General features: G+C 69.8%; 25 protein-coding genes and 1 tRNA gene. 14 read left to right on the forward strand and 12 right to left on the reverse strand.

All coding sequences use genetic code 11. The annotated features are described in order from the left end of the window. Positions 1-440 precede the first annotated feature (440 nt). The gene (locus tag B2742_RS01850) at positions 441-851 is read left to right on the forward strand and encodes a hypothetical protein (protein WP_292062282.1); all 411 of its coding nucleotides are present in this window, start codon (positions 441-443) and stop codon (positions 849-851) included. Positions 852-1661: 810 nt separating this feature from the next. Further along, positions 1662-2957 (forward strand): M20/M25/M40 family metallo-hydrolase, encoded by a 1296-nt coding sequence (locus B2742_RS01855; protein ID WP_292062283.1) that lies wholly within the window; start codon positions 1662-1664, stop codon positions 2955-2957. Positions 2958-2969: 12 nt separating this feature from the next. Here the strand turns inward: B2742_RS01855 and lptB are convergent, their stop codons facing one another. From lptB to B2742_RS01880, 5 genes are all read right to left on the reverse strand, one after another. Then, positions 2970-3761: an LPS export ABC transporter ATP-binding protein gene (lptB, locus tag B2742_RS01860; RefSeq protein ID WP_414633032.1), complete on the reverse strand. Its 792-nt coding sequence runs from the start codon at positions 3759-3761 to the stop codon at positions 2970-2972. Positions 3762-3783: 22 nt separating this feature from the next. Further along, the gene (locus tag B2742_RS01865) at positions 3784-4278 is read right to left on the reverse strand and encodes an LptA/OstA family protein (RefSeq protein WP_292062284.1); all 495 of its coding nucleotides are present in this window, start codon (positions 4276-4278) and stop codon (positions 3784-3786) included. Positions 4279-4280: 2 nt separating this feature from the next. Further along, entirely contained in the window at positions 4281-4937 is a 657-nt protein-coding gene (gene lptC, locus B2742_RS01870) for an LPS export ABC transporter periplasmic protein LptC (RefSeq protein ID WP_292062286.1), read from the reverse strand. Further along, positions 4937-5551: a ribonuclease D gene (locus tag B2742_RS01875; RefSeq protein WP_292062287.1), complete on the reverse strand. Its 615-nt coding sequence runs from the start codon at positions 5549-5551 to the stop codon at positions 4937-4939. The genes lptC and B2742_RS01875 overlap by 1 nt, the downstream gene beginning before the upstream one ends. A 173-nt stretch (positions 5552-5724) precedes the next feature. Next, a tRNA-Leu gene (locus tag B2742_RS01880) sits at positions 5725-5811 on the reverse strand. 176 nt (positions 5812-5987) lie between these two features. On the opposite strand from B2742_RS01880, the gene B2742_RS01885 reads away from it, so the two are divergent. Next, positions 5988-6959: a complex I NDUFA9 subunit family protein gene (locus B2742_RS01885; RefSeq protein WP_292062289.1), complete on the forward strand. Its 972-nt coding sequence runs from the start codon at positions 5988-5990 to the stop codon at positions 6957-6959. Between the two features lies 1 nt (position 6960). Here B2742_RS01885 and B2742_RS01890 read toward each other — a convergent pair whose 3' ends face one another. Together B2742_RS01890 and B2742_RS01895 are read right to left on the reverse strand one after the other, a co-directional pair. Then, positions 6961-7782, reverse strand: a complete 822-nt coding sequence (locus tag B2742_RS01890) for an undecaprenyl-diphosphate phosphatase (RefSeq protein WP_292062290.1) — start codon at positions 7780-7782, stop codon at positions 6961-6963. Positions 7783-7814: 32 nt separating this feature from the next. Next, positions 7815-8981, reverse strand: a complete 1167-nt coding sequence (locus B2742_RS01895; RefSeq protein ID WP_292062292.1) for a citrate/2-methylcitrate synthase — start codon at positions 8979-8981, stop codon at positions 7815-7817. 162 nt (positions 8982-9143) lie between these two features. On the opposite strand from B2742_RS01895, the gene B2742_RS01900 reads away from it, so the two are divergent. From B2742_RS01900 to queG, 3 genes are all read left to right on the forward strand, one after another. Beyond that, entirely contained in the window at positions 9144-10112 is a 969-nt protein-coding gene (locus tag B2742_RS01900) for a cation diffusion facilitator family transporter (protein WP_292062293.1), read from the forward strand. A gap of 64 nt (positions 10113-10176) precedes the next feature. Next, a complete protein-coding gene (locus tag B2742_RS01905; protein ID WP_292062294.1) occupies positions 10177-10863 on the forward strand; it encodes a glutathione S-transferase family protein in 687 nt (228 codons plus the stop codon). Between the two features lie 156 nt (positions 10864-11019). Continuing rightward, a complete protein-coding gene (queG, locus tag B2742_RS01910) occupies positions 11020-12060 on the forward strand; it encodes a tRNA epoxyqueuosine(34) reductase QueG (RefSeq protein ID WP_292062295.1) in 1041 nt (346 codons plus the stop codon). Here queG and B2742_RS01915 read toward each other — a convergent pair. Together B2742_RS01915 and B2742_RS01920 are read right to left on the reverse strand one after the other, a co-directional pair. Beyond that, a complete protein-coding gene (locus B2742_RS01915; RefSeq protein ID WP_292062297.1) occupies positions 12057-12599 on the reverse strand; it encodes an FKBP-type peptidyl-prolyl cis-trans isomerase in 543 nt (180 codons plus the stop codon). The two genes, queG and B2742_RS01915, sit on opposite strands and share 4 nt — an antisense overlap. Beyond that, positions 12580-13782, reverse strand: coding sequence for a threonine ammonia-lyase (locus B2742_RS01920; protein ID WP_292062298.1), 1203 nt, complete (start codon positions 13780-13782; stop codon positions 12580-12582). The genes B2742_RS01915 and B2742_RS01920 overlap by 20 nt, the downstream gene beginning before the upstream one ends. A gap of 140 nt (positions 13783-13922) precedes the next feature. Here B2742_RS01920 and B2742_RS01925 point away from each other — a divergent pair, with 140 nt between their 5' ends. The 3 genes from B2742_RS01925 (at position 13923) to B2742_RS01935 (ending at position 15564) form a co-directional block, all read left to right on the forward strand. Beyond that, entirely contained in the window at positions 13923-14438 is a 516-nt protein-coding gene (locus B2742_RS01925) for a hypothetical protein (protein ID WP_292062299.1), read from the forward strand. A gap of 65 nt (positions 14439-14503) precedes the next feature. Beyond that, entirely contained in the window at positions 14504-15172 is a 669-nt protein-coding gene (locus B2742_RS01930) for a hypothetical protein (protein ID WP_292062300.1), read from the forward strand. A 194-nt stretch (positions 15173-15366) separates the two neighbouring features. Further along, a complete protein-coding gene (locus B2742_RS01935; protein WP_284222933.1) occupies positions 15367-15564 on the forward strand; it encodes a hypothetical protein in 198 nt (65 codons plus the stop codon). A gap of 184 nt (positions 15565-15748) precedes the next feature. On the opposite strand, the gene B2742_RS01940 is transcribed toward B2742_RS01935, so the two are convergent. From B2742_RS01940 to rplU, 3 genes are all read right to left on the reverse strand, one after another. Further along, positions 15749-16282 carry a GNAT family N-acetyltransferase gene (locus B2742_RS01940; protein WP_292062301.1) on the reverse strand — a complete coding sequence of 178 codons (534 nt, stop codon included), beginning with the start codon at positions 16280-16282 and terminating at the stop codon, positions 15749-15751. 165 nt (positions 16283-16447) lie between these two features. Next, positions 16448-16726: a 50S ribosomal protein L27 gene (gene rpmA, locus B2742_RS01945; RefSeq protein ID WP_292062303.1), complete on the reverse strand. Its 279-nt coding sequence runs from the start codon at positions 16724-16726 to the stop codon at positions 16448-16450. 27 nt (positions 16727-16753) lie between these two features. Further along, the gene (rplU, locus tag B2742_RS01950; RefSeq protein WP_292062304.1) at positions 16754-17323 is read right to left on the reverse strand and encodes a 50S ribosomal protein L21; all 570 of its coding nucleotides are present in this window, start codon (positions 17321-17323) and stop codon (positions 16754-16756) included. 195 nt (positions 17324-17518) lie between these two features. Here rplU and B2742_RS01955 point away from each other — a divergent pair, with 195 nt between their 5' ends. The 5 genes from B2742_RS01955 to B2742_RS01975 all read left to right on the forward strand — a co-directional run bounded on the left by B2742_RS01955 (position 17519) and on the right by B2742_RS01975 (position 23008). Then, the gene (locus tag B2742_RS01955; RefSeq protein ID WP_292062306.1) at positions 17519-18979 is read left to right on the forward strand and encodes an alpha/beta hydrolase; all 1461 of its coding nucleotides are present in this window, start codon (positions 17519-17521) and stop codon (positions 18977-18979) included. Positions 18980-19043: 64 nt separating this feature from the next. Further along, positions 19044-19703 carry a hypothetical protein gene (locus B2742_RS01960; protein WP_292062307.1) on the forward strand — a complete coding sequence of 220 codons (660 nt, stop codon included), beginning with the start codon at positions 19044-19046 and terminating at the stop codon, positions 19701-19703. Between the two features lie 10 nt (positions 19704-19713). After that, on the forward strand, positions 19714-20676 hold the full coding sequence (locus B2742_RS01965; RefSeq protein WP_292062308.1) for a cation diffusion facilitator family transporter: 963 nt from the start codon (positions 19714-19716) through the stop codon (positions 20674-20676). A gap of 275 nt (positions 20677-20951) precedes the next feature. After that, a complete protein-coding gene (locus tag B2742_RS01970; RefSeq protein ID WP_292062310.1) occupies positions 20952-22046 on the forward strand; it encodes a CobW family GTP-binding protein in 1095 nt (364 codons plus the stop codon). Next, on the forward strand, positions 22043-23008 hold the full coding sequence (locus tag B2742_RS01975; RefSeq protein WP_292062313.1) for a WD40 repeat domain-containing protein: 966 nt from the start codon (positions 22043-22045) through the stop codon (positions 23006-23008). Before B2742_RS01970 ends, B2742_RS01975 begins: the two co-directional genes overlap by 4 nt. The last annotated feature ends 5 nt before the right edge of the window (positions 23009-23013 follow it).

A 23013-nucleotide genomic window follows, 5' to 3' on the forward strand; every position in this document is an offset into this window, starting at 1 on the left:
CAAGTCGCGTCAATAGCCGTGGACGAATCAGGTGACGACCTTCTGGCTATCCGATCCGCCACCGATTTCATGATTTACAACTACCGAGGCCAGATAGAATACGAGAACCTCATACTCAGACGACTGGTGGAAGCAGTCCCCTGACTGTGATCGCGGTTCTGAACCGCCATTCGCCTAAGCGTCCGCTATGGGTCGGGATCGGCGGTTGGCGCCATGTCCGAAAGCAGACATTGGACAGCCGCGCCGGGAGCGGACGTGGCCGGGGACTGTTTGGGGTGGTTCGCGGACGCCGCGCTTTGGTCGGCGAAACCTCTTGATCAGGATGATCACGGTCACGAACAATATCGTCGGAACAAAGGGGTTGGACGGGCTTGATGCAAACACGGTAACCCTGTCGGCGTTGGTCGGTCGATCCGCCGCCGACCCGGGGGGCCGCGTCGATGAATCCACCGCTGATCGGGATAGCGGGCCTGATGCTGGCGGCCCCGGCGGCGGCGGCGCAGGACGGGTTCGCCACGGATTACCGGCCCGGTCACGTCCCGGTCGGGGCATGCGAGATCCGGCTCAACGCCCCCTACATCAATCCCAGACTGCCGCTGGGCCGTGCGGCCTATTCCCATCGCCCGGCCTGCCGCACCACCTGGGCGACGGGGTCCGCTGGGCCGGGGGTCTTCGTTCAGGGGCCGCCGATCCAGGTCGAGGGTCCCCCGGTCAGCGTCGGCGGGCCGATAATCTATCTGGTCCCGCCCGAGATCGTGGTTTTGCCGTCGCAGGTGACGATCGAGCCGCCGCAGGTCCAGGCGGCCGACGTCGCGACCCCGGAGAGCGCGGGCCCTGAATCTAGCGATTGAAGTCGCCGCGGCCCTTGACCGTCTCCGACTGCGACACCGGTCAGGCCGAAGGCTTCATCACAGCCGCCTGCGACTTCGAGGACCGGGTTCGCGCCGAGACGGTTTCGAACTGGCTGGCCCGCCCCCTCATCAGCAGAGAGGGGATCGCCACCGTATCCAGAGATGACGTCCAGGAAGGCGGCGTCCTTCCCCGCTTTGGACACCTCCCCGAAGCGGATGGTCCCAAGGTCCGCAAAGGGTGGGAAGCGGACCTACGACCGCTCGGGTCTCAGCAGAAACTGGAAGGGCCATACGCCTCGCCGCGAACGTCCGCATTTGGGGCAGTCGGCTGAGGGCAGATACCCAATCTCGTAGCCAGCACGCTCTCGGCTATCGACCCCCAACCCACATCGGGGACAGCGCATACCTATCGCTGCTCCCAAGCAAGCAACGGCAACCAGAGCCAAGCTCATCCCTGCAATGTCGCTAATGCTCCAGACGGAAAGCGACGCCGCCACTGCTGCCATACCGCAGAACCAGTAGACGGCAGTCCTGTAGTGTCGTCCCATGGTTCCCTCGCTTATCCGGCCACTCCCCGTTTAGCGGAAGTGACCAACGTCTGCGATCGGTCGGGACAGGTCCTGACCAGAGGGCCGGAAACCGGACCTATGCCGCCCGGGAGGATCGGTTTGGGCGCGCCGGCGTCCCGGATCGCCGTTTCGCGGTGTCCGGGATGACAACGGGTCTCCGGCATGTCTCCGCGCGGCCTTGCGCGTCCTTTACTCCGACGCGTCGATCGGCAAGCCTCGGCCCGCTGCCTGAGGAAAACCCATGCGCCTGATCCTGACCGTCCTGCTCCTGCTGGCCCTGCCCGGCGTCGCCCTGGCCCAGCCCTCCCCCGCCGAACAGACGATGATCCGCACCGTCGCCGCCGAGCACGACCGACACATCGCCCTGCTGGAAAGGCTGGTGAACCAGAACAGCGGCACGCTGAACCTGCCCGGCGTGCGCGCCGTCGGCGAGATGGTCCGGGCCGAGCTGGAGCCGCTGGGCTTCGAGGTGCGGTGGGTCGACATGAGCGAGACCGGCCGGGCCGGGCATCTGATCGCTGCCCATCCGGGTCCGGGCCGCAACGTCCTGCTGATCGGCCATCTCGACACGGTGTTCGAGGCCGACAACCCGTTCCAGACCTTCCAGCGCGACGGGGCCCGCGCGGTCGGGCCGGGCGTCGGCGACGACAAGGGCGGGGTGGTGGTGATCATCGCCGCCCTGCGCGCCATGCAGGCGGCGGGGACGCTTCAGGACGCCAATGTCACCGTGGTCCTGACCGGCGACGAGGAGCGGATCGGTTCGCCCGCGACACTGGCCCGCCGCAACCTGATCGAGGCCGGACAGGCCGCCGCCTTCGCCCTGGAGTTCGAAAACCTGGCCATCGACGACGGGGCCGAGTTCGGCACCATCGCGCGGCGCGGCTCGACCAACTGGACCCTGACCACGACCGGGCGCACCGGCCATTCCAGCGGCGTGTTCGGCGACGCCCTCGGCTATGGCGCCATCTATGAGCTGGCGCGCATCCTCGACGGCTTCCGCCGCGACCTGCCCGAGCCCAACCTGACCTACAATGTCGGCGTCGTCGCCGGCGGCACGCCCGCCGCCATCGACGCCGAGGGGTTCAATGTCACCGCCTCGGGCAAGACCAATATCGTCGCCTCCACCGCCATCGCCCGCGGCGACCTGCGCACCCTGACCCCCGAACAGGACGCCCGCGCCCGCGGCGGCATGCAGGCCATCGTCGCCGACCACCTGCCGCGCACCGGGGCCGAACTGGTCTTCGGCGAGGGCGGCTATCCGCCCATGGCCCCGACCGAGGGCAACCGCGCCCTGCTGGCCCGGCTCAACGCGGTCAACCGCGACCTCGGCCTGCCGGAGATGGCGGAGTACGATCCGGCCAAGCGCGGCGCGGCCGACAGCGGCTTCGTGGCCGCCGACGTCGATACCCTGGGCGGTCTGGGCATCGCCGGCGGCGCGGCCCACGCCGACGGCGAATGGGTCGATCTGGACAGTCTGGCGCGCCAGTCGCAGCGGGCGGCGGTGTTGATCAGCCGGTTGAGTTCGGGGACGGAATAGGCGGCCCGGCCCTCAGCCGTACATGTCGCCCAGATAGACCCGCCGGACTTCCGGATCGCGGATCACGTCCTCGGCCTTGCCCTCGAACAGGACCGCGCCGGCCGAGATGATCGAGGCGTGGTCGATGATCTCAAGCGTCTCGCGCACATTGTGGTCGGTGATCAGCACGCCGATGCCCTGGCCCGCCAGATAGCGGATGACCTGGCGGATGTCGGCGATGGCCAGCGGATCGATGCCGGCGAAAGGCTCGTCCAGCAGCATGAAGCTGGGCCGACCCGCCAGCGCACGGGCGATCTCGCAGCGCCGCCGCTCGCCGCCCGAGAGACCCGAGGCCGGGGCGTGGCGCAGGTGGTCGATGCGGAGCTCTTCCAGCAGCCGGCTGGTTTCGTCGGCGATGGCCTGGCGGCCCTCGTGGTGCAGCTCGACCACCGCCATGACATTGTGCTCGACCGTCATGCCGCGGAAGATCGAGGCCTCCTGCGCCAGATAGCCCAGACCCATGCGGGCGCGCTGGTACATCGGCTGGGCCGTGATGTCCTCGCCGTCCAGCCAGATCGTCCCGCTGTCCGGCGGGATCAGGCCGGTGATCATGTAGAAACAGGTGGTCTTGCCGGCGCCGTTGGGCCCCAGCAGGCCCGCGACCTGGCCGCGCTCGACGTGCAGGGAGACGTCGCGCACCACCTGCCGCTGGCCGAACGAGCGGGCGATGTGGTCGACCCGCAGGCCGGTCAGGCGTGCGGGTTCGACCGCCGGGGCTTCCGGCGTCTCGTTCACATTGAGAGCTGAGAGTTCCTTGCGCGCCACGCGTCAGACCGGGCCCGAAGGCTCAGTTCCCGCCGCTGTCGGGATAGAAGACGCCGCGGATGCGCCCGCCGGTCGATCCGGCGCCGCCTTCCATGCGGGCGGCCTCGGTGCGGGTGTTGTACACCAGCCGGCCGCCGGTCAGGACGTTCTGGCCCTGGGTCAGGATCACATCGCCGGTCACGACGACCTCGTCATTGGCGAAGGTATAGACGGCGCTGTCGCCCCGGATGGTCTGGTTCGGGGTGACGAAATAGACATTGCCCGACGCCTCGACCCGGGTCAGGTCGCCGCCGGTGATGGCGCCGTTGATCGAGTCGGCGCGCAGACGGTTCTGGCCCTGCACCACCTCGGCCCGGCCGCGCAGCGCGATGCCGGTCGCGGTGTATTCGCCGCCGTCGGCCCCGAACGACACCGCGTCGCCGCCGGCGCGCGCGGCCGGGGCCGCCGTCTGGGCCCCGCCGGTCGCCGGCAGGGCCAGCACCAACAGGGCGGCCGCCATCGCCAGAGTTCTGGTCATGCTCATCCGTTCGACCTCGCGGGGTTTATGGTCCCGCGCACCTTGTTCTCGCCCGCGCCCCGGAATTCGATGCGCTGGCCCTGCTCATGAATGACATAGGACGAAGCGGTGATGGTTCCAAGCGGGCCGGAGCCCTGAACCCCCTTGTCGCCCCTGACGATGCCGGTCGAGGTGTCGACCACCGCCTCGGGCGTCACCAGGGTAAAGCCTGAGCCGCCGTCCGAAATCCGAACGTTCGGACCGATGATCACCGTCTTGCCGGCCTCGTCATAGACCCCGCCGTCGGCGGTCAGGGTCGTCACCTTGCGGCCGCCCAGATTCAGCCGCAGCGCGGGGCCGATCAGGCGGTAGCGGCCGGTGTCGGGGTCGCGCACGGCCCCCTCGGCGCCGATGACGAAGCTGCGGCCCGCGGCGTCCTGGCCGTGGAACCTCAGCGTGTCGAGACGGATCTCGCGGCTGGTTCCGGCCTTGCGCTCGACATCCGACATCACGCTGCGCAGCACGATCCAGCTCAGCGTGCCCCCCGCCAGGACGATGATCGCAACCGGCAGGACACGGCGCAGCAGGTGCACCCGCCGCGAGCGGGCGCGGAAGGCCTTGGCCGTCGCGGCGACGCGGGCCTCGTCCAGATTCGCATGGCTGTCCGCGGGATCGGTCATCAGGTGTGGGCGAACACGTCCATCTCGTCCCAGCCGGCCAGGTCGAGCGCCGAGCGGGTGGGCAGGAAGTCGAAACATTGGCGGGCCAGCTCGGCCCGACCTTCGCGCGCCAGCATCTCGTCCAGCCGGACCTTGGCGGCGTGCAGGTACAGGACGTCTGACGCGGCGTATTCCAGCTGGGCCGGCGACAGTTCGGCCGCGCCCCAGTCGCTGGACTGCTGCGCCTTGGACAGGTCGACCCCGACCAGTTCGCGCACCACATCCTTCAGGCCGTGGCGGTCGGTGTAGGTGCGGGCCAGTTTCGAGGCGATCTTGGTGCAATAGACCGGCCGGGTCTCGACCCCGAGATGCAGCTGGAACATGCCGATGTCGAACCGGCCGAAATGGAACAGCTTGAGCACCTTCGGATCGGTCAGCAGGCGCTTCAGGTTCGGGCAGTCATAGTCGGGGCGGTTCATGCGCACGACATGGGCGTCGCCGTCGCCGGCCGACAGCTGGACCACACACAGCGGATCGCGGCGGAACCGCAGCCCCATGGTCTCGGAATCGATCGCCACCTCCGGCCCCAGATCGAGGCCGTTGGGCAGGTCGCCTTCGTGGAAATGGATCGTCATGCGGTTCGGAGACTCGTTCGGCGAAAGAATGCGTCGCCCTCAAGTAGCCGAGCGCCGCGTGCGAGGCGATAGGGCGCCCTCAACTAGCGTCGGACCGCGTCCGACGCGGCAGGGCCCAAAGGACCGCCAAAACACAAACGGCGCCGCACCGAAGTGCGACGCCGTCTGAAAATTGGTGCCCAGGAGAGGACTCGAACCTCCACGACATTTCTATCACTGGCACCTGAAGCCAGCGCGTCTACCAATTCCGCCACCTGGGCCCAGACGTTTCGCGCTTGCACACATATCCGTCCGGAAGGCGCGGACCCTTAAGGCAGGGTCCGGGGCCGGTCAACAGGGATTTGCCGCCTTTGCGTTGCGACGGCCGCGGCCATCGTCTAATCCCCGGCGCGTCGAGGGTTTACCGTCCTCGCGCCGTCGCCTCTCGGAGCCTGTCATGAACGAAGTCGCCCCCGGCCTTGTCACCGTCTTCGGCGGCTCGGGTTTCGTCGGCAGCCAGGTGGTCCAGGCTCTGGCCCGGCGCGGCTGGCGGGTCCGTATCGCCTGCCGCCGTCCCGACCGGGCCTGGAAGCTGCAGACCTCCGGTACGGTCGGCCAGCTCCAGTCGGTCCGCTGCGACGTGAACCGGCCGGCCGACGTCGAGGCCGCCCTGCACGGGGCCGATGCGGCGATCAACCTGGTCGGTATCCTGTACGAATCGGGTCGCCGCACCTTTCACGCCATGCATGTCGAGGCGTCTCGCACCATCGCCGAGGCCTGCGCCGCCGGCGGCGTGAACCGCCTCGTCCAGGTCTCGGCCATCGGCGCCAGCCCCGAGAGTGCGTCCGACTACGCCCTGTCCAAGGCCGCGGCCGAGATGGCGGTCCGCGAGGTCAAGCCCGACGCCGTGGTGATCCGCCCCTCCATCGTCTTCGGCGCCGGCGACGATTTCCTGAACCGGTTCGCCGCCCTGGCCTCGATCGCCCCGGCGCTGCCGCTGATCGGTGGCGGCCAGACGAAATTCCAGCCCGTCTATGTCGCCGACGTGGCCGAGGCCATCGCCCGCGCCACTGTGACCGCCGAGGCCGCAGGCCGCACCTTTGAACTGGGCGGACCGGCGGTGATGACCTTCGAGGACGTGCTGAAGCTGATCCGGCGGGAGACCTATCGCGGCTTCGGCCTGATCCCGCTGCCGTTCTTCGCGGCGCGCGCCATCGGCTCGCTGGCCCAGCTGACCGCCATGGTCGGCATCGCCCCGGTGCTGACCCGCGATCAGGTCGTGCTGCTGGAGAGCGACAATGTCGTCGCCGACGGCGCCGAGGGTCTGGCCGAGCTGGGCATCGAGCCCACCGGCATCGAGGCCATCGCCCCGTCCTACCTCTGGCGCTATCGCCGCGGCGGCCAGTTCGCGGAAGCGCCCGCGGCCTAGGTCAGGCCAGGCCGGCCCAGACGAGGCCGAGTCCGATCACCCCGACCACGATCCGCCACCAGGCGAAGGGGGCGAAGCCGTGTTTGGCGACGAAGTCGACCATCGCCTTGACCACGATCCAGCCGCTGATGAAGGAGACGATGAAGCCGACGGCGATGATCCCGCCGAAGTCCCAGTCGATCGTCGCGCCGCTCTGAACGATGTCCCAGCCCGAGGCCGCGACCATGGTCGGAATGGCCAGGAAGAACGAGAACTCGGCCGCCGCCCGCTTGTCGAGGCCGAGGCTCAGCCCGCCCGCGATGGTCGCGCCCGACCGCGACACGCCGGGAATCACCGACAGGCACTGGAACAGGCCGACGCCCAGCGACCGCTTCCAAGACAGGGTCATGGCGTCGTCGGCCGTGGGCTTGGGCGCGAACCGCTCGAGCGCCAGCAGGCCGAAGCCGCCGACGATCAGCGAGACGCAGATCACCGTCACCGCCGTGTCGCCCTCGACGTTGAACAGCACCGCCTTGATGAAGTCGTAGAGGAAGACCCCGACGATCACCGAGGGCAGGAAGGCGATCAGGATGCTGATCGCGAAATGCCGCGCCTTCGGGTCGATGGGCAGGCTGATCAGCACCTTCCAGAGCCGGGCGAAATACAGGGCCACGACCGCCAGGATGGCGCCCAGCTGGATCAGGACGACGAAGGAGCTCCAGCGAGGATCGGTCAGACCCAGCAGTTTCTGGGTGAGAAGAAGATGCCCTGTCGAAGAGACCGGAATGAACTCGGTCAGGCCTTCGACCAGACCCAGAATGATCGCCGCAATCCAGTCCGCCACGCATATCCCCGAATGTTAGAAGCCCACGGTCGTCAATGCGCGCCCGGTTCAGGTCCCACATAGCGCAACCGTGCCCGGACAGGCGAGCCGTTCGTGACCTGGTCCAGCGCATGGCCCAGAAGCCCGGCCAGGCGGCCGAGCAACAACAGATCCCCGGCGGCGTCCCGCGGCAACTCCAGACGCCGGGCGACAACCGCGAGGGCAAGGCCGAAATTCGCGGGCCGGCCGGTCGCCGTCTGACCCTCCTGCACCGCCCGGGCGAGGTCGGGCGGCAGGTCGGCCGAGGCGAGCAGGGCCGCGGCCCGGGGATCGCCGGCCGGATAGTCGGCGCTGCCGAAACCCGCCAGACCGCCGGCCGCATGGGCCCGCCGGGCCGCGTCCGTGGCCTGACGACGCACCGCGACGATCCAGTCCGACGCCTGGGTCAGCTCCGCCATCATGCCCGAGCCGGTCAGGGTCAGCAGCCCGGCGAAGGCCGCCGCCGCCGGGGCCGCGCCCCCATCGGCCGCCGCGCGCGTCGCCAGCACCGCCGCATTCATCTCATTGTCTGCCGCCAGCACCAGGGCGCGGCGGATCAGATGGGCGTCGCGTTCGGGCGTCTTCCACGACCGCGCCAGCCGCTGGTGCAGGAACAGCCGTGGCCCCGGGCCGGCGGCGGCGTCGACCGCCTCGTCCAGCACCCGGGCGCATTCCACCCGCAGGGCCTCGACCGGGCGCGCCTTGGGATCGGCGTCCTCCTCGGCGCGCCGGGCCAGGGCCGCGAACAGCCGCGCCCGGATCGAACCGCCGGGCACAGCCCCGACCCGCGGCCGCACCTCGGCGAACGGATTGGCCGCCCGCGCGTCCCACAGGCGGCGGGCCACATCCTCCAGCGTCGCCGTTTCGGCCAGCTGGGCCGCGTCCATCCCGCGATAGAACAACCGGCCGTCGGCGATGACCGTCAGCGACGAACAGACCTCGGCCTCGCCCCGGGTCGCCGCGCGCGAGGCGCGCATATGGGGCGTGGCGGACAGGTCATCATCAATGGGTTCGCCGCTCAGCCGGGCGATGTCCTGGACGGCGTAGAGGCTGCGGCGCGGGTCCGACGGATCGGGCCGGGCGGCGATGCGACCGCGACTGACATAGGCGTAGAGCGTCTGGGTCTTGACCCCCAGACGGGCCAGGGCCTCGCCGCGGCCGATCCAGCGAACGGCATTCATGGCTGTGTCGGCGGGTTCCAGGTCGCGACCTCCGCAGGGAGCGTCCGGCTCCTGCCTTATCGAGCGCCCACCTTGGGGCGCTTTCGTGACGATCCCGCTAACAGTCGATCGGCCGCGCGGCCCGGCCTTGGCAGGCGGCGGGCTTTCCGCGACAAGGCGGCGATGACGTCCTCCGCTCCGCCCGCCGCCCCCGACGATCCGCACGCCGACGCCCCAGAGGACGTTCACGCGGCGACCCGCGCCGTGACCCGTCTGTCGGTCGGGGTCGCCGTCGTGCTGATCGCACTCAAGGCCTTCGCGCTCGGGGCCTCCGGCTCGGTGTCGGTCCTGGCCTCGCTGGCGGACTCCGCGCTCGACCTGGTGGCGTCCCTCGGAGTCTTTTTCGCCGTGCGCTGGGCCGCCGCCCCGGCGGACGAGGACCACCGCTACGGCCACGGCAAGGGCGAGGCCCTGGCCGCACTGGTGCAGGCCGGCCTGGTCTTCGCCTCGGCCCTGTTCGTCGGCTGGGAGGCGGTGCAGCGCATCTTCGATCCCCGTCCCGTGACCTCGGGCTACTGGGCCGTCGTGGTGATCCTGATCTCCATCGCCCTGACCGGCTGGCTGGTCTGGATGCAGGGCCGCGCCATCCGCCGCAGCAACTCCATGGCGGTCAAGGCCGACCGCTCCCACTACACCGCGGACCTGGCGGCCAACGCCGTGGTGCTGATCGGCGTCATCTCCGGCGCCTTTCTCGCCGCGCCGGGCCTCGACGCCGCGGCCGGCCTGATCGTCTCGGTCTGGCTGTTCTGGGGCGCCCTGACCCTGCTCGGGACCGCCGCCGACCATCTGGTCGACAAGGCCCTGCCCGAGGCCGACCGCATCGCCATCACCACGGCGGTCCTAGCCGACCCCCGCATCTCGGGCGTGCATCAGTTGCGGACCCGGATGGCCGGTTCGGCGATGATGATCCAGATGCACGTCGACCTCGACCCGGCCCTGACGCTGGAAGCCGCCCACGCCATCGTCGTCGGGGCCGAGAACCGGATCCTGGCCGTCTACCCCCGCGCCGACATCCTGATCCACCCCGACCCGCGCGGCCGCGCCGAAACCCACCCGACGGCGATCGCGGACCCCGGGCCCGAACCGGGCTGAGGCGGCAGTCCCCGCGCGAACTCAGCTAACGCAAGCTTAACGCCCCCCGGTGCAAGCAACGGCCATGTCGGCCTGTGTCCTGTATCATTTCGCCTTCGACCCCGGCTCGCGCGCGGCGCGTCTGGCGCTGGGCGAGGCGCGGATCGAATTCTCCGAGACTCCCGTCCGTCCGTGGGAGGACGGCTGTCCGGTGGCGGCGCTGAACCCGTCGGGCATGCCGCCGGTGCTCCAGATCGCCGACGCCGGTGGACGCGCCCTGACCCTGTGCGAGCCCCCCGCCATTCTCGGCTGGCTGGAGGAGCGGACCAAGGAGCCCTTCCTGCTGCCCGCCGACGCCGCCGAACGCGCCGAGGTGCGCCGCCTGCTGGCCTGGTTCGACCGCCGTTTCACCGACGAGGTCAACGCCGTCCTTCTGCACGAGCGGATGGAAAAGCCCCTGCTGCGCCTCGGTCCGCCCGAGGCCCGGGCCCTGCGCGCCGGCCGCGAGGCGCTGAAAACCCACCTCGCCATGATGGAGGGCCTGCTGGCCCGCCGCGACGCCCTCGCCGGCCGCCGCATCAGCCAGGCCGACATCGTCGCCGCCGCCCACCTGTCGGTGCTCGACTATTTCGGCGAGGTGTCCTGGGCGTCGTATGCGGGCCTGAAGACCTGGTACATGAAGCTGAAATCCCGCCCGTGTTTTCGCCCGCTGTTGGCTGACCGCTTCCCGGGCGTAGCCGCCTCCGCCTGGTACGCCGATCTCGACTTTTAAATTCTCCGCTCATCCCGGCGAAAGCCGGGACCCAGTCCTGTCCAGCGAGGCGCCGGTGCTTCAGGACGACCGACCGATTCCCGTTTTCATGCTTCGCTCATCCAAAGCACAGGGTCCCGGCTTTCGCCGGGATGAGCGGCATGTGAAATAAGGCCCATGCCGGCCAATCCCCGCGACACCATCCGCACCGCCGCCGCCGCCCTGGGCTTCGACGTCTGCCGCTTCGCCTCGGCCGCCGAGCCGTGGAGCGCCGGCGAGCGGCTGGCGCATTTCGTCGAGGCGGGGCGGCATGGCGACATGGGCTGGATGGAGACCACCCTGGCGCGCCGCTCGCACCCCACGGCCATGTGGGACGGCGCCCGCACCGCCATAGTCCTCGGCCTCAACTATGGCCCCGACCACGACCCCCTGCCGGAGATGGCCGACCGTTCGGCCGGCTATATCTCGGTCTATGCCCGCGGCGACGACTATCACGAGGTCATCAAGGGCCGGCTCAAGACCCTGGCGGGCCAGATCGCCGCCCGCACCGCCGAGGACGTCAAGGTCTTCGTCGACACCGCCCCCCTGATGGAAAAGCCCCTGGCCCAGCGCGCCGGCCTCGGCTGGCAGGGCAAACACACCAATCTGCTCAGCCGGACCCACGGCAACTGGCTGTTCCTCGGGGTCATCCTCAGCGTCGCCGAATTCGAACCGGACCCGCCGGAGGGCGAGCACTGCGGGACCTGCACCGCCTGTCTCGACGTCTGCCCGACCAAGGCCTTCCCGGCCCCGTTCCAGCTCGATGCGCGCCGCTGCCTGTCCTATCTGACCATCGAGTTCGCCGGTCCCTGGCCGGAGGAATTCCGCACGGCGACGGGCAGCCGCATCTACGGCTGCGACGACTGTCTGGCGGTCTGCCCGTGGAACAAGTTCGCCGCGGCCTCGCAGGAAGCGCGGGTCCAGGCCCGCGAGGCGCTGGTCTCGCCCCGACTGGCCGACCTCGCGGCGCTGGACGACGCGGCCTTCCGGACCCTGTTCTCGAAGAGCCCGGTCAAGCGCATCGGCCGCAACCGGTTCGTGCGCAACGTCCTGTACGCCATCGGCAACAGCGGCGACGCGGGACTGATCCCGGCCGCGGAGCGGCTGCGGGACGACCCGGACGCCGTGGTGCGGGACGCGGCGAAATGGGCGGTGCAGCGGTTGCGGGAGGCGTACTAGCCCTGGGCGATCGCCCCGCCCCGCTCGCCGCCGGGCACCGGCGCCACTTCCAGCAGCTTGAGCCGGAACACCATCACCGCATTGGGCGGGATGCCCGGCCGGCCCTGCTCGCCATAGCCCAGCGCCGGCGGCAGATAGACGATCCATTCGTCCCCGACCCGCATCTGCTGCAGGACTTCGGTCCAGCCGGGGACCACGTCGCTGACCGTGAACACGGCCGGCTGGCCGGCCTGGAAGGAGCTGTCGAACACCGTCCCGTCGGTCAGGGTGCCCTCATAATCGACGCGGACCAGATCGTTGCGGTCAGGCCGTTCGCCGGCGGGCGGGCCCGAGCGCACCACCTTGTACTGGACGCCGGACGGCAGGGTCCGCACGCCCTCGACGCGGGCGTTGGAGGTCAGGAAGAATTCGGCCGCGCGCAGGTTCTGCGCCGCCGCCTCGTCCGGCGCCGCCGGCGCGCGGTCGCAGGCGGCCAGCGGCCCGGCCAGGACCGCGATCATCGCCAGCGCCGAGGCGCCCTTAACCCATGCGAAGTTCATATCCCGCCTCTTCCAGTCCGTGTCTGATCTCTTCGGCATGGGCCGCGCCTCGGGTCTCGACCATGATATCGAACTCCGCGCCCTTGGCCGGCACGTCGAGCGCGAGCCGGTTATGCACCACATCGATAATGTTTCCGCCCAGGCCGCCGATGACGGCGCTCATCTTGGACAGCATGCCGGGGCGGTCGTCGCCGAGGATGCGATAGACGATCATCTTCTTCTCGCGCACCAGCTCGCGGTTCAGCACCACGGCCAGCATGCGGGCGTCGATATTGCCGCCGCACAGCACCAGCCCGACCTTCATGCCCTTGAACTTGTCAGGGTAGGCCAGCAGCGCCGCCAGCCCGCCCGCGCCCGCGCCCTCGGCGACGGTCTTCTCGAGCGTGGCGTAATAGGCCACCGCCGTCTCGAAATCGGCCTCCTGACAGACCAGCACCTCCTCGACCAGCGGGTCGGCGATGGCGAAGGGAATGTCGCCCACCGCCTTGATGGCGATGCCCTCGGCGATGGTCTGGCCGCCGCATTTCGGGGTCTCGCCCCGGCGTCTGGCGCTGAACGACGGATACATGGCCGCCTCGACGCCGAAGATGCGGATGTCCGGCTTCATCGCCTTGGCCGCCACCGAACAGCCGGCGATCAACCCGCCGCCGCCGATCGGGATGATCAGACAGTCCAGATCGGGCGCATCCTCGAGGAACTCGACCGCGCAGACGCCCTGACCGGTGACGATGCCCGCGTCGTCGAAGGCCGAGATGAAGACGAACCCCTCTTCGTCGCGCAGCCGGTGCGCCTCCTCGGTCGAACCGGTGAAATCCAGCCCCTTGATCACCACGGTCGCGCCATGGGCGCGGGTCCCGTCGGCCTTCACGAAAGGCGTGCCCTCGGGCATGACGATGGTCACGGGCACGCCCAGCCGGGCGCCGTGATAGGCCAGGGCCTGGGCGTGATTGCCGGCGCTGGCCGCCACCACGCCACGTTTGCGCTCGTCCGGGGTCAGCGACAGCAGCCGGTTCAGGGCCCCGCGCTCCTTGAAGCTGCCGGTGAAATGCAGGTTGTCGAACTTGACCCAGACCTCGGCCCCGGTCAGCTGCGACAGGCGCCGCGAATAGCGCGCCGGCGTGCGGTCGACCTGGCCGGCGATGCGGTCGCGCGCCGCCAGAATGTCGTCAAACGTGACTGTCATGAGCGGTCCCTATACCCGGTCTGCGCCGGGTTGATGCGCGCTTTTGGCCCACGGGCCGATGCGCCGCAACCTTGACCTTACGACGGCGTTGAGCGTCTGATCCAGTCGCCCGAACCGCGCCCTTGACGGAGAGAGCCCTCATGTCCGCCCGCCACCTGATTGCCTTCGCCGCGCTCGGCGCCGTGCTCGCCGCCTGCGAAACCGTTCCGATGAGCGACTTCGGACCGCGCGGCGGCGGCGCGTCGGCGTCGTCCGCCTTCCGAGCCGAGGATTTCGCCTGGTCGGCGCGGTCCGGCCGGGGTTCGATCGACGGCCGTGTCACCTATCGCCGCGACGGCCAGGCCTTCGACTGCACCGGCTCCGTGGCCCTGACGCCGGACACCCCCTACACCCGCGCCCGGTTCCAGACCCTGTACGGCTCGACCGACCGCGCCGCCATTCCAGAGGCCGTGGTCCGCGCCCGCACCGTGCCCGACCCCAACGCCGACTATCGCTCCTTCGTCCGCTCGACGACCTGCCAGAACGGCCGCTTCGAATTCTCGGGACTCCCGGACGGCGACTGGTTCATCATCACCCCCGTAAGCGCCGGCGGCGATCGCATCGTTCTGATGCGTCACATCGGCACCCGCGGCGGACGCGTGTCCGTCACCCTGTAAGAGCCTCGCCTGCCAGTGCCTGTCGTCTTTGGGGCCGCGTACATGGCCGCTTCGGAGAGTTAACCATGTTGCGTCTCGCCCTGATCGCCGCCGCCGGCCTGACCCTGGCCGCCGCCCCCGCCGCCGCCCAGAGCTGGGGCGGCACCTATGACAGCGGCTACCGGGGCGGCGACGCCTCGCGCTCCCATGACGGCTATGGCGAGCGGCCCTACTACAGCGACTACGGCGACCGGTCCCGGGGCGACGGCTACGGCTATCGCCGCTCCAACGCCGTCCCGTCCAATTTCGACTGGCGCAGCCAGCTGGACCGGCCGGGCGACTATCGCTGCGACCAGTTCTGGGACGCAAACCGCGACGACTGCGGCGCCCGCTGGCGGGATCAGCGCCATCGCGCCAGCCCGCAGGCGCGGAGCGACTATCGCCAGCTCGCCGGCTACGGCGGCAGCTACGGCTATGGCTATTCGCCGCGTCGCGGCTATGGATCAGCCTACAACTATGGTCACGCCCAGGGATCGACCACCTACCACGGCGCCTATGGCCGACCCGACCATGTCTATCCTGGCGGCGGGACCAGCTACGGCGGCTACAGCGGCGGCTATGGCGGGGGCTATGGCGGGGGCTACAGCAGCGGAAATGGGTCGCGCGCCGACTGGTGCCGCTCGAACTACCGCTCCTACGACCCGCGCACCGGCTACTACCGCGCCTACAGCGGCCGGCTGATCTACTGCGGCTGACGTCCTGATCCGGTGAGGGTGAGCAAGGGGTGCGCTTCAGACCCGCTCACGCCTCACCTCGCCCCCCTCGCCGACACGATTCCGCACGATCCGATCACGGATCGGTGGATAACCGCCGTTCGCCATTGTTTCGCCTTGTCGAACCCGCTTCGGTCCTCTGACCCGCAAGGGGCGGTGGATCAGGGAGCGCGTACATGTCCCAGCACAATATTTCCGGTTCGGAAGTCTTCGGACCCAAGCCCGGCGTCATGCTGCGGTCGGTCAAGACCAGCGGCCTGCGGCGCCAGCGCGCCGCCCGTACCTGGGCGGCCTTCATCGCCGGTGCCATCGTCGCCGTCGCCGGCGGCGCCATCGCCATGGCGGCCATCTTCGGACCGACTCTGTTCGGATAGGCCGCGGTCTTCGGCCCTTCGGGACCTCCCGACCCGACGCGGCCTGGCGCTTCGCGCAGGCCAATGATCAGCCGGCGCACTGGATGACGCGGCGGTCGAACCCTGGCTCTTGAAGGCAGGCGGGCGCGAAGCGCCAGGCCGCGTCGGGTCGACAGGGGGGAGCCCTGTGACCGCGGCCCGCCAACTAGGCCAGCCACACCATCCTGCGCGTCTCCGCCTCGGCCGCCCGGGCGCGGCTGAAGCCCTTGCGAACCTCGCCCGTGTAGAGGAAGCCCGCCTTCTCCAGCACCCGGCCTGACGCCGGATTGTCGCTGAAATGGCCGGCCATCAGGGCGCGGCGCTTCCACGCCTTCGACGCCCACGCCGTGGCCCCCTGCAGCGCCTCGGTGGCGAAGCCCCGGCCCCAGAACGGGCGGGCGATCCAGTAGCCGACCTCGGGCGCCGGATCGGCGTCCTCGAACAGGCCGATGACGCCCACCGGCCCGTGATCCTCGTGCTCGATCAGAAAGGTCCGGGCCCGCGCCGGATCCTGCACCGCGACCCTCAGCACGAATTCCTCGGCGTCGGCGATGCCGAACGGATGCGGCATGCGCAGGGTCATCCGCGCCACGTCCGGATCATTGGCCAGGGTCGCCAGCCGGCTGATGTCCTGGGCGCCGGGCGAGCGCAGGGCCAGGCGCCGCGTCTCGACGACAGGAGAGGGTTCGATCACGCACATGACACGGCCTCGTTCGATCTGCCGCCTCCTTGGAGGGCTCGGGCGGCGTCGAGGCGGGGAAACGCAAACGGGGAGCCTGGTGATCCAGACTCCCCGCGGAAACTTGTCCCTGGTCCGGATCGCGGCTCTCGAGCCTTGCGCGATCCGGGTGTCAGTCGGTTCGCGCTACTCGGCGGCCATGGCCTGTTCGGTGGTCGGAAGAATCGACACGTAACAACGGCCGTTGGCCTTCTTGGTGAATTTCACGGCGCCGTGGGCGGTCGCGAACAGGGTGTGGTCGCGGCCGAGGCCGACGTTATCGCCCGGGTGGAAGGTGGTGCCGCGCTGGCGCACGAGGATGTTGCCGGCCAGCACGTTCTCGCCGCCGAACTTCTTCACGCCGAGGCGCTTCGACTCGGAGTCGCGACCGTTACGCGACGAACCACCGGATTTCTTGTGAGCCATAGGTCTGCTCCCGTTCTCGTACTGAAATTACGCTTCGTCGCCGGCCTTGTCCGCCTTCTTGGCGGGGGCCTTCTTGGCGGGAGCAGCTTTGGTTTCGGTTTTCGCGGCCTTGGGAGCCACGGCCTTCTTGGCCGGAGCCGCGTCGGCGTCGATCACCTTGGGCGACTTGGCCGGCTTGGCCTTGGCTTCCGTCGTCTCGACGCGCGGGGCCAGGCCACGGGCGCGCAGGTTCATCTCGGCCTTGGTCATCAGCGAGGTCTCGCCGTCCCATTTGGCCTTCTCGCCGGCGCCGTCGATGCCGGTGATGCGCAGGACCGATTCCATCTGGCGATGGCCGTTGGTGCGGCGATAGCCCTGACGGCGGGTCTTCTTGAAGATCTTGATCTTCTCACCCTTGCGGGTCTCGACCAGGGTCGCGGCGACCGCGGCGCCCGCGATCAGGGGAGCGCCCAGGGTCACGCCCTTGTCGCCGCCCAGCATCAGGACGTCGCCGAACGAAACGTTCGAGCCGGCCTCGCCGTCGAGCTTCTCGACCACGATGACGTCGCCCGGTTGAACCCGGTACTGTTTGCCGCCGGTCTTGATCACCGCGTACATGTTGAAGCCTCAGCGAAACGCAAAAAGAATAAGCCCGACGGGGGACCCCCTCGGGCGAAGAGCGGCGACATAGACGCAGAGGGGTGTCCGAGTCAACGCGGAACGGCCGAAAAACAGCGTCCGCGCGGCTTCGGAACACCTTGCCACCGGGCGCCCGGCGGCCTCAAGTGGCGGACCTCACGGGAGTAAGGTTCCATGCTGACCCGCCTGCTGGCCGCGACCGCCCTCGCCGTCGCCGCCCTCACCGCCGTCCCCGCGCCCGCCTCAGCCGCCGAACCGGTCTTCACGGCGAAGCCCTGTCCGGCCGACTGGGCCGTCGGCGGGCGCACCGTCGAGTGCGGGACGCTGACGGTCGACGAGGCCCGCGACGGCTCCGGCGGCCGCCGCATCGACATCGCCGTCGCCATCGTCCGCGCCAGCGCGCCCTATCGCGACGCCTCGGGACAGGCCCTGCCGCCCGTGGTCGTCTTTCACGGCGGTCCCGGCGGAGACCTGGTCGCCGGCGTGGGGCCCAGGCTGCAACGCCTCGCCGCCCGTCCCGACGACAATGTGCTGATGGCGGTCGATCAGGACTGGATCTTCTTCGACCAGCGCGGCGGCGGCCTGGACGACCCCTCGATGGACTGTCCCGGCGTCCAGCTGACCGACGCCGGCCCGCCCTCCGACGCCGACGCCGAGCGGCTGAAGGCCTGCCTCAGGGGGTTCGCCGATCAGGGCGTCGACTTCCGCTGGTACAATGTCGCCGCCGTGGCCGAGGACATCCGCGACCTCGCCCACGTCCTCAACCTGCCGAAGATCGACCTCTATGGCGGTTCCTACGGCCCGCGCGTCGAGGCCGCCGTCATCACCCACGCCCCGGAGATCGTCCGCGCCGCCGTCATGGACAGCCCCTGGCCGCCGGAGGGCAACTGGGCCGTCGGCACGCCGGAGCAAGTCTCGGCCGCGGTGAAGATCATCCTCGCCAAATGCCAGGCCCAGCCCGCCTGCGCCGCGCGTCACCCCGACCTGCAGGCCCGGTTCGAGGCTGAGGCCCGCGAGTGGCTGGCCGGACCGCGGACCGGCCGGGACGGTGTGACCTTCACCGTCGATGACCTGTCGGCCTTCCTGATGGACACCACCTATTCCCGCACCGGCGTGCGCCGCCTGCCCGCCGATCTGGAGAAGATCATCGCCGGCGACCTGTCGCCCGTGGCCGGGATCGCGGCCAACCGCACCTATTATTTCGAGGCCCAGCACATGGCCTATATCTGCAAGGAGGAACTGCCCTTCGAATCCGCCGCGCGGGTCGCGGCCGGCGCCCGGGGCGATCCGGTGGCCGAGGTCCTCGTGCCCTCCCTGTCGCGTCTGTTCGACGTCTGCGGCGCGATCGAATCAGGCGCCGCCGATCCGGTCGAGAACCAGCCGGTGACGACCGACATTCCGACCCTGTTCGTGGCCGCTGAGATCGACCCCGGCTGTCCCCCGCCCCTGACCGAGGCCGCCGCGCGCGGCTACCTCAACGGCCAGGTGGTGATCGTGACCAACGGCACCCACGGCGTCATCAACGCCAGCCCCTGCACCCAGCGCATGGCCCGCGACTTCCTGCGCGATCCGTCGAAGCCGGTCGACCGCAGCTGCCTGCCCGCCGCCGACACCCCGCTGGAGTTCATCGAGTAATCCTCCCCCCTCGGGGGCGGAATGCCTCTCGACTGTTATAAAGTAACACGCTACAGAGGCGTCGATGACCCCGTCCGACCTCGAGCAGCCCGTTCTCCTGTCCGTTCTGGGCTTTGGCTTCGTGACGGCCTTCCTGCACGCCGCCCTCCCGACCCACTGGCTGCCGTTCGTGCTGGTCGGGCGCGGCCAGCGCTGGTCGCTGCCGCAGGTGCTCGGCGCCGTGACCGCGGCGGGCCTCGCCCATATCGCCTCCACCGCCGTGGTCGGCGGCCTGATCGTCGCGGCGGGTCTGGTCATGGACCAGTGGATCGCCGGCCTCCTGCCCTGGGCCTCGGCCGGACTGCTGTTCCTGTTCGGCGCCTTCTATCTGGGCCGCGCCGTCCTGCGCGCGCCGATCATGGCCGGCGGCCCTTCCCTCGCCCTGTCCGAGCCGACCGTGTCCCACGCCGCCGCCTTCTGGGGGCTGGTCGTCATGATGGCCCTGTCGCCGGGCGAGGTGCTGCTGCCGGTCTATCTGTCGCAGGCGACGGAGGGTCCGCTGGTTCTCGCCGCCCTGACCGTGGTCTTCGCCGCCGGCACGGTGGCGGGGATGGCGCTGTTCACCCTTCTGGCCCGCGCCGGCTGGTCGGTGCTGCGGCTCGAACGCTGGGCCCGTTATGAGGGCGTCGTCCTCGGACTCGCCCTGATCCTGATCGGGCTTCTCGTGGTCCTGCGCCAGCACTAAGGATATCGGCATGGCGCACGCCCACGACTCCCACGATCACGGACACGACCATGGCCATGGCCATGGCCACGGCCACGCCCATGCCCACGGCCCGGGCGGTCACGCCCATGGCCCGGTCGACACCGGCGACTGGCGCTACGCCGTCGGCCTGATCGTCAACCTGGCCTTCGTCGGGGTCGAGTTCGGGGCCGGCATCTTCAGCGGCTCGACCGCCCTGATGGCCGATGCGGGACACAATCTGTCCGACGTCCTGGGTCTGGCCATGGCCGGCGGCGCGGCCTGGCTGGCGCGGCGGGCCAGCGGGTCGCAGAACACCTATGGCTACGGCAAGGCGACGGTGCTGGCGGCCCTGGCCAACGCCCTGCTGCTGATCTTCGCCTGCGGCGCCATCGCCTTCGAGGCCCTGCGCCGCCTGGCCGAACCGGCCCCGGTGATGAGCGGCCTGATCATGATCGTCGCCGCCATCGGCTTCGTCATCAATCTGGGCACCGCCCTGATGTTCATGCGCGACCAGCACAGCGACCTGAACGCCCGCGGCGCCTATCTGCACATGATGGCCGACGCCGCCGTCTCGATCGGCGTGGTCATCGCGGGCGGGGTCATCATGTTCACGGGCTGGTCGATCATCGACCCCCTGGTCAGCGTCGTCATCGTGGCGGTGATCCTGATCGGCACCTGGGGTTTGCTCAAAGATTCGGTCAATCTGGCGCTGGACGCCGCGCCGCGCGGCATGGATGTCGAGGCCATTCGCGCCGGCTTCTTGACCTTGCCCGGCGTCACCGCCGTCCACGACCTGCATGTCTGGGGCCTGTCGACCACCGAGACGGCCCTGACCGCCCACCTGTGTCACAGCCGTCCCGACGCCGACGCCCTTCTGGCCGAGGCGCAGGCGATGGCGCGCGGCCGGTTCCGTATCCGCCACACGACATTGCAGCTGGAATCGGAACCGCTGGCCGACTGCCCGACCTGCTGAGCGTGCCCAGCCCCTTCCGCCGGAAGGTTCATCACAAAGGACACGAAGGGATCACCAAGGACACAAAGGGGACCGTGCGGCGGCCATGACGCGGCACGCGTCGATCCTCCCGGAGTCCCTGGCTCCCTGCCTGGGACACTCCCGACCCTTTCGTGTTCTTCGTGTCCGTCTTCGTGCCCTTCGTGATGAACCAGCCGTCCTCAGTCATAAAGGCGGCTGCGGCGCGCGGAGCGATCTCACTGGCGCCCGCCCCCCGCCGCCCCTAGATGAGCCCCATGTCAGACAAGATCCCCGTCACCGTCCTCACCGGCTATCTCGGCGCCGGCAAGACCACCCTGCTGAACCGCATCCTCACCGGCGACCACGGCAAGCGCTACGCCGTCATCGTCAATGAATTCGGCGAGATCGGCATCGACAACGACCTGGTGGTCGGCGCCGACGAGGACGTGTTCGAGATGAACAACGGCTGCGTCTGCTGCACCGTGCGCGGCGACCTGATCCGCGTCGTCGCCGGCCTGATGAAGCGCCAGCGCCCCGGCGCACCCGCCTTCGACGCCATCATCGTCGAGACCACGGGCCTGGCCGACCCCGGCCCCGTGGCCCAGACCTTCTTCGTCGACGAGGACGTCAAGGCGAAGACGGAGCTGGACAGCGTCACCGCCCTGGTCGACGCCAAACACGTCATGGCCCGGCTGGACGACTCGAAGGAGGCGCGCGAGCAGGTCGCCTTCGCCGACCGCATTATCCTCAACAAGGTCGACCTGGTCACCGAAGCCGAACTGGTCGCGGTCGAGGCCCGCCTGCGCAAGCTCAACCCGCTGGCCCCGATCACCCGCGCCACCCGCGCCGACGTGCCGCTGGACCAGGTCCTCGGCCTCGGCGGCTTCGACCTCGGCCGCATCCTCGACATCAACCCCGAGTTCGCCAACCCCGCTCACGGCGAGGCCGGCCACGTCCACGACGAACACTGCGGCCACGACCACCACGACCATGACCATGCCCATGAGGGCCACGACCACGGGCACGACCATGGGCACGATCACGCCCACGGCGCGCGCGGTCATGCCCACGAGGACGACATCAAGGGCATCTCCCTGTCGCTCGAACGGCCGATGGACGGGACGAAATTCACCGCCTGGCTCGACCGCCTGCTGGGCGAGCAGGGCCAGAACATCCTGCGCGCCAAGGGCATCATCGACGTCAATGGCGAGGACCGCCGTCTGGTCTTCCAGGCCGTGCACATGATCCTCGAGGGCGACCTGCAGAAACCCTGGGGCGCCAACGAACGCCGCTGGTCCCGCGCCGTCTTCATCGGCCGCGACCTCGACGAGGCGGCCCTGAAGGCCGGGTTCGAGGCCTGCGCGGCGTGAAGACCACCACCTACGACGCCCAGATCACCGCGGCCGTGTTCGACGGAACGGGCGCGATCTTCGCCCTCGGCGACGGCTCCGTCCGCTTCGAGGGCGGCGAGTTCAGCGCCGCCCATGACGGCGCCATCCTCTGCGCCGTCGTTCACCCGTCCGGCGACGGCGTGGTCACCGGCGGCGACGACGGCCGGCTAATCTGGCACCGGCGCGGCGAGGCCGGGGTGCTGGCCACCGCCAGGGGCCAGTGGATCGACGCCGTCGGCGCCTCGGCCGAAAGCGGCCTGATCGCCTTCTCGGCCGGCAAGACCCTGACCGTGATCGACGCGAAGGACGCCGGCTTCCGCCGCGACTTCGTCCACGAGCGCACCGTCTCGGGCGTGGCCTTCGAGCCGAAGGGCCGGCGCATCGCGACCTCGACCTACGGCGGCGCCGCCCTGTGGTTCGCCCGCATCGCCGAGCAGAAGCCGACCTTCCTCAAATGGGCCGGCTCGCACACCGCCGTGACCTTCTCCCCCGACGGGGCCTTCGTGGTCACGGCGATGCAGGACGCCCAGCTTCACGGCTGGCGGCTCAAGGACCAGAAGAACCTGCGCATGGGCGGCTATCCGTCCAAGGTCCGGGCCATGAGCTTTCTGTCCAACGGCCAGCTGCTGGCCACCTCGGGCGCCCAGGGCGCGGTGCTGTGGCCCTTCGTCGGCTCGAACGGGCCGATGGGTCGCGAGGCCACCGAGATCGGCTTCGACGAGGGCAGTCTGGTCAACCTGGTCGCGTCACGGCCGAAGCACGGCCTGCTGGCCGCGGGCCTCAATGACGGCCGGGTCTGGCTGGCCGATCCGGCCGGCCAGGGCCTCAACTTTCTCAAGGCCGAGAAGGGCGCCCCGATCACCGCCCTGGCCATGAGCGCCGACGCGACCCGCGTCGCCTGGGCCGACGAGGACGGCAACGCGGGGGTCGCCACCATCTGATCCCT

Source organism: Brevundimonas sp. UBA7664 (assembly GCF_002483305.1).
Taxonomy (GTDB): domain Bacteria; phylum Pseudomonadota; class Alphaproteobacteria; order Caulobacterales; family Caulobacteraceae; genus Brevundimonas.

Coding starts and splice junctions, on each gene's coding strand:
- B2742_RS01850 (WP_292062282.1), top strand. CDS start 441: ATGAATCCACCGCTGATCGGGATAGCGGGCCTGATGCTGGCGGCCCCG.
- B2742_RS01855 (WP_292062283.1), top strand. CDS start 1,662: ATGCGCCTGATCCTGACCGTCCTGCTCCTGCTGGCCCTGCCCGGCGTC.
- B2742_RS01865 (WP_292062284.1), bottom strand. CDS start 4,278: ATGACCAGAACTCTGGCGATGGCGGCCGCCCTGTTGGTGCTGGCCCTG.
- lptC (WP_292062286.1), bottom strand. CDS start 4,937: ATGACCGATCCCGCGGACAGCCATGCGAATCTGGACGAGGCCCGCGTC.
- B2742_RS01875 (WP_292062287.1), bottom strand. CDS start 5,551: ATGACGATCCATTTCCACGAAGGCGACCTGCCCAACGGCCTCGATCTG.
- B2742_RS01885 (WP_292062289.1), top strand. CDS start 5,988: ATGAACGAAGTCGCCCCCGGCCTTGTCACCGTCTTCGGCGGCTCGGGT.
- B2742_RS01895 (WP_292062292.1), bottom strand. CDS start 8,981: ATGAATGCCGTTCGCTGGATCGGCCGCGGCGAGGCCCTGGCCCGTCTG.
- B2742_RS01900 (WP_292062293.1), top strand. CDS start 9,144: ATGACGTCCTCCGCTCCGCCCGCCGCCCCCGACGATCCGCACGCCGAC.
- B2742_RS01905 (WP_292062294.1), top strand. CDS start 10,177: ATGTCGGCCTGTGTCCTGTATCATTTCGCCTTCGACCCCGGCTCGCGC.
- queG (WP_292062295.1), top strand. CDS start 11,020: ATGCCGGCCAATCCCCGCGACACCATCCGCACCGCCGCCGCCGCCCTG.
- B2742_RS01915 (WP_292062297.1), bottom strand. CDS start 12,599: ATGAACTTCGCATGGGTTAAGGGCGCCTCGGCGCTGGCGATGATCGCG.
- B2742_RS01920 (WP_292062298.1), bottom strand. CDS start 13,782: ATGACAGTCACGTTTGACGACATTCTGGCGGCGCGCGACCGCATCGCC.
- B2742_RS01925 (WP_292062299.1), top strand. CDS start 13,923: ATGTCCGCCCGCCACCTGATTGCCTTCGCCGCGCTCGGCGCCGTGCTC.
- B2742_RS01930 (WP_292062300.1), top strand. CDS start 14,504: ATGTTGCGTCTCGCCCTGATCGCCGCCGCCGGCCTGACCCTGGCCGCC.
- B2742_RS01935 (WP_284222933.1), top strand. CDS start 15,367: ATGTCCCAGCACAATATTTCCGGTTCGGAAGTCTTCGGACCCAAGCCC.
- B2742_RS01940 (WP_292062301.1), bottom strand. CDS start 16,282: ATGTGCGTGATCGAACCCTCTCCTGTCGTCGAGACGCGGCGCCTGGCC.
- rpmA (WP_292062303.1), bottom strand. CDS start 16,726: ATGGCTCACAAGAAATCCGGTGGTTCGTCGCGTAACGGTCGCGACTCC.
- rplU (WP_292062304.1), bottom strand. CDS start 17,323: ATGTACGCGGTGATCAAGACCGGCGGCAAACAGTACCGGGTTCAACCG.
- B2742_RS01955 (WP_292062306.1), top strand. CDS start 17,519: ATGCTGACCCGCCTGCTGGCCGCGACCGCCCTCGCCGTCGCCGCCCTC.
- B2742_RS01960 (WP_292062307.1), top strand. CDS start 19,044: ATGACCCCGTCCGACCTCGAGCAGCCCGTTCTCCTGTCCGTTCTGGGC.
- B2742_RS01965 (WP_292062308.1), top strand. CDS start 19,714: ATGGCGCACGCCCACGACTCCCACGATCACGGACACGACCATGGCCAT.
- B2742_RS01970 (WP_292062310.1), top strand. CDS start 20,952: ATGTCAGACAAGATCCCCGTCACCGTCCTCACCGGCTATCTCGGCGCC.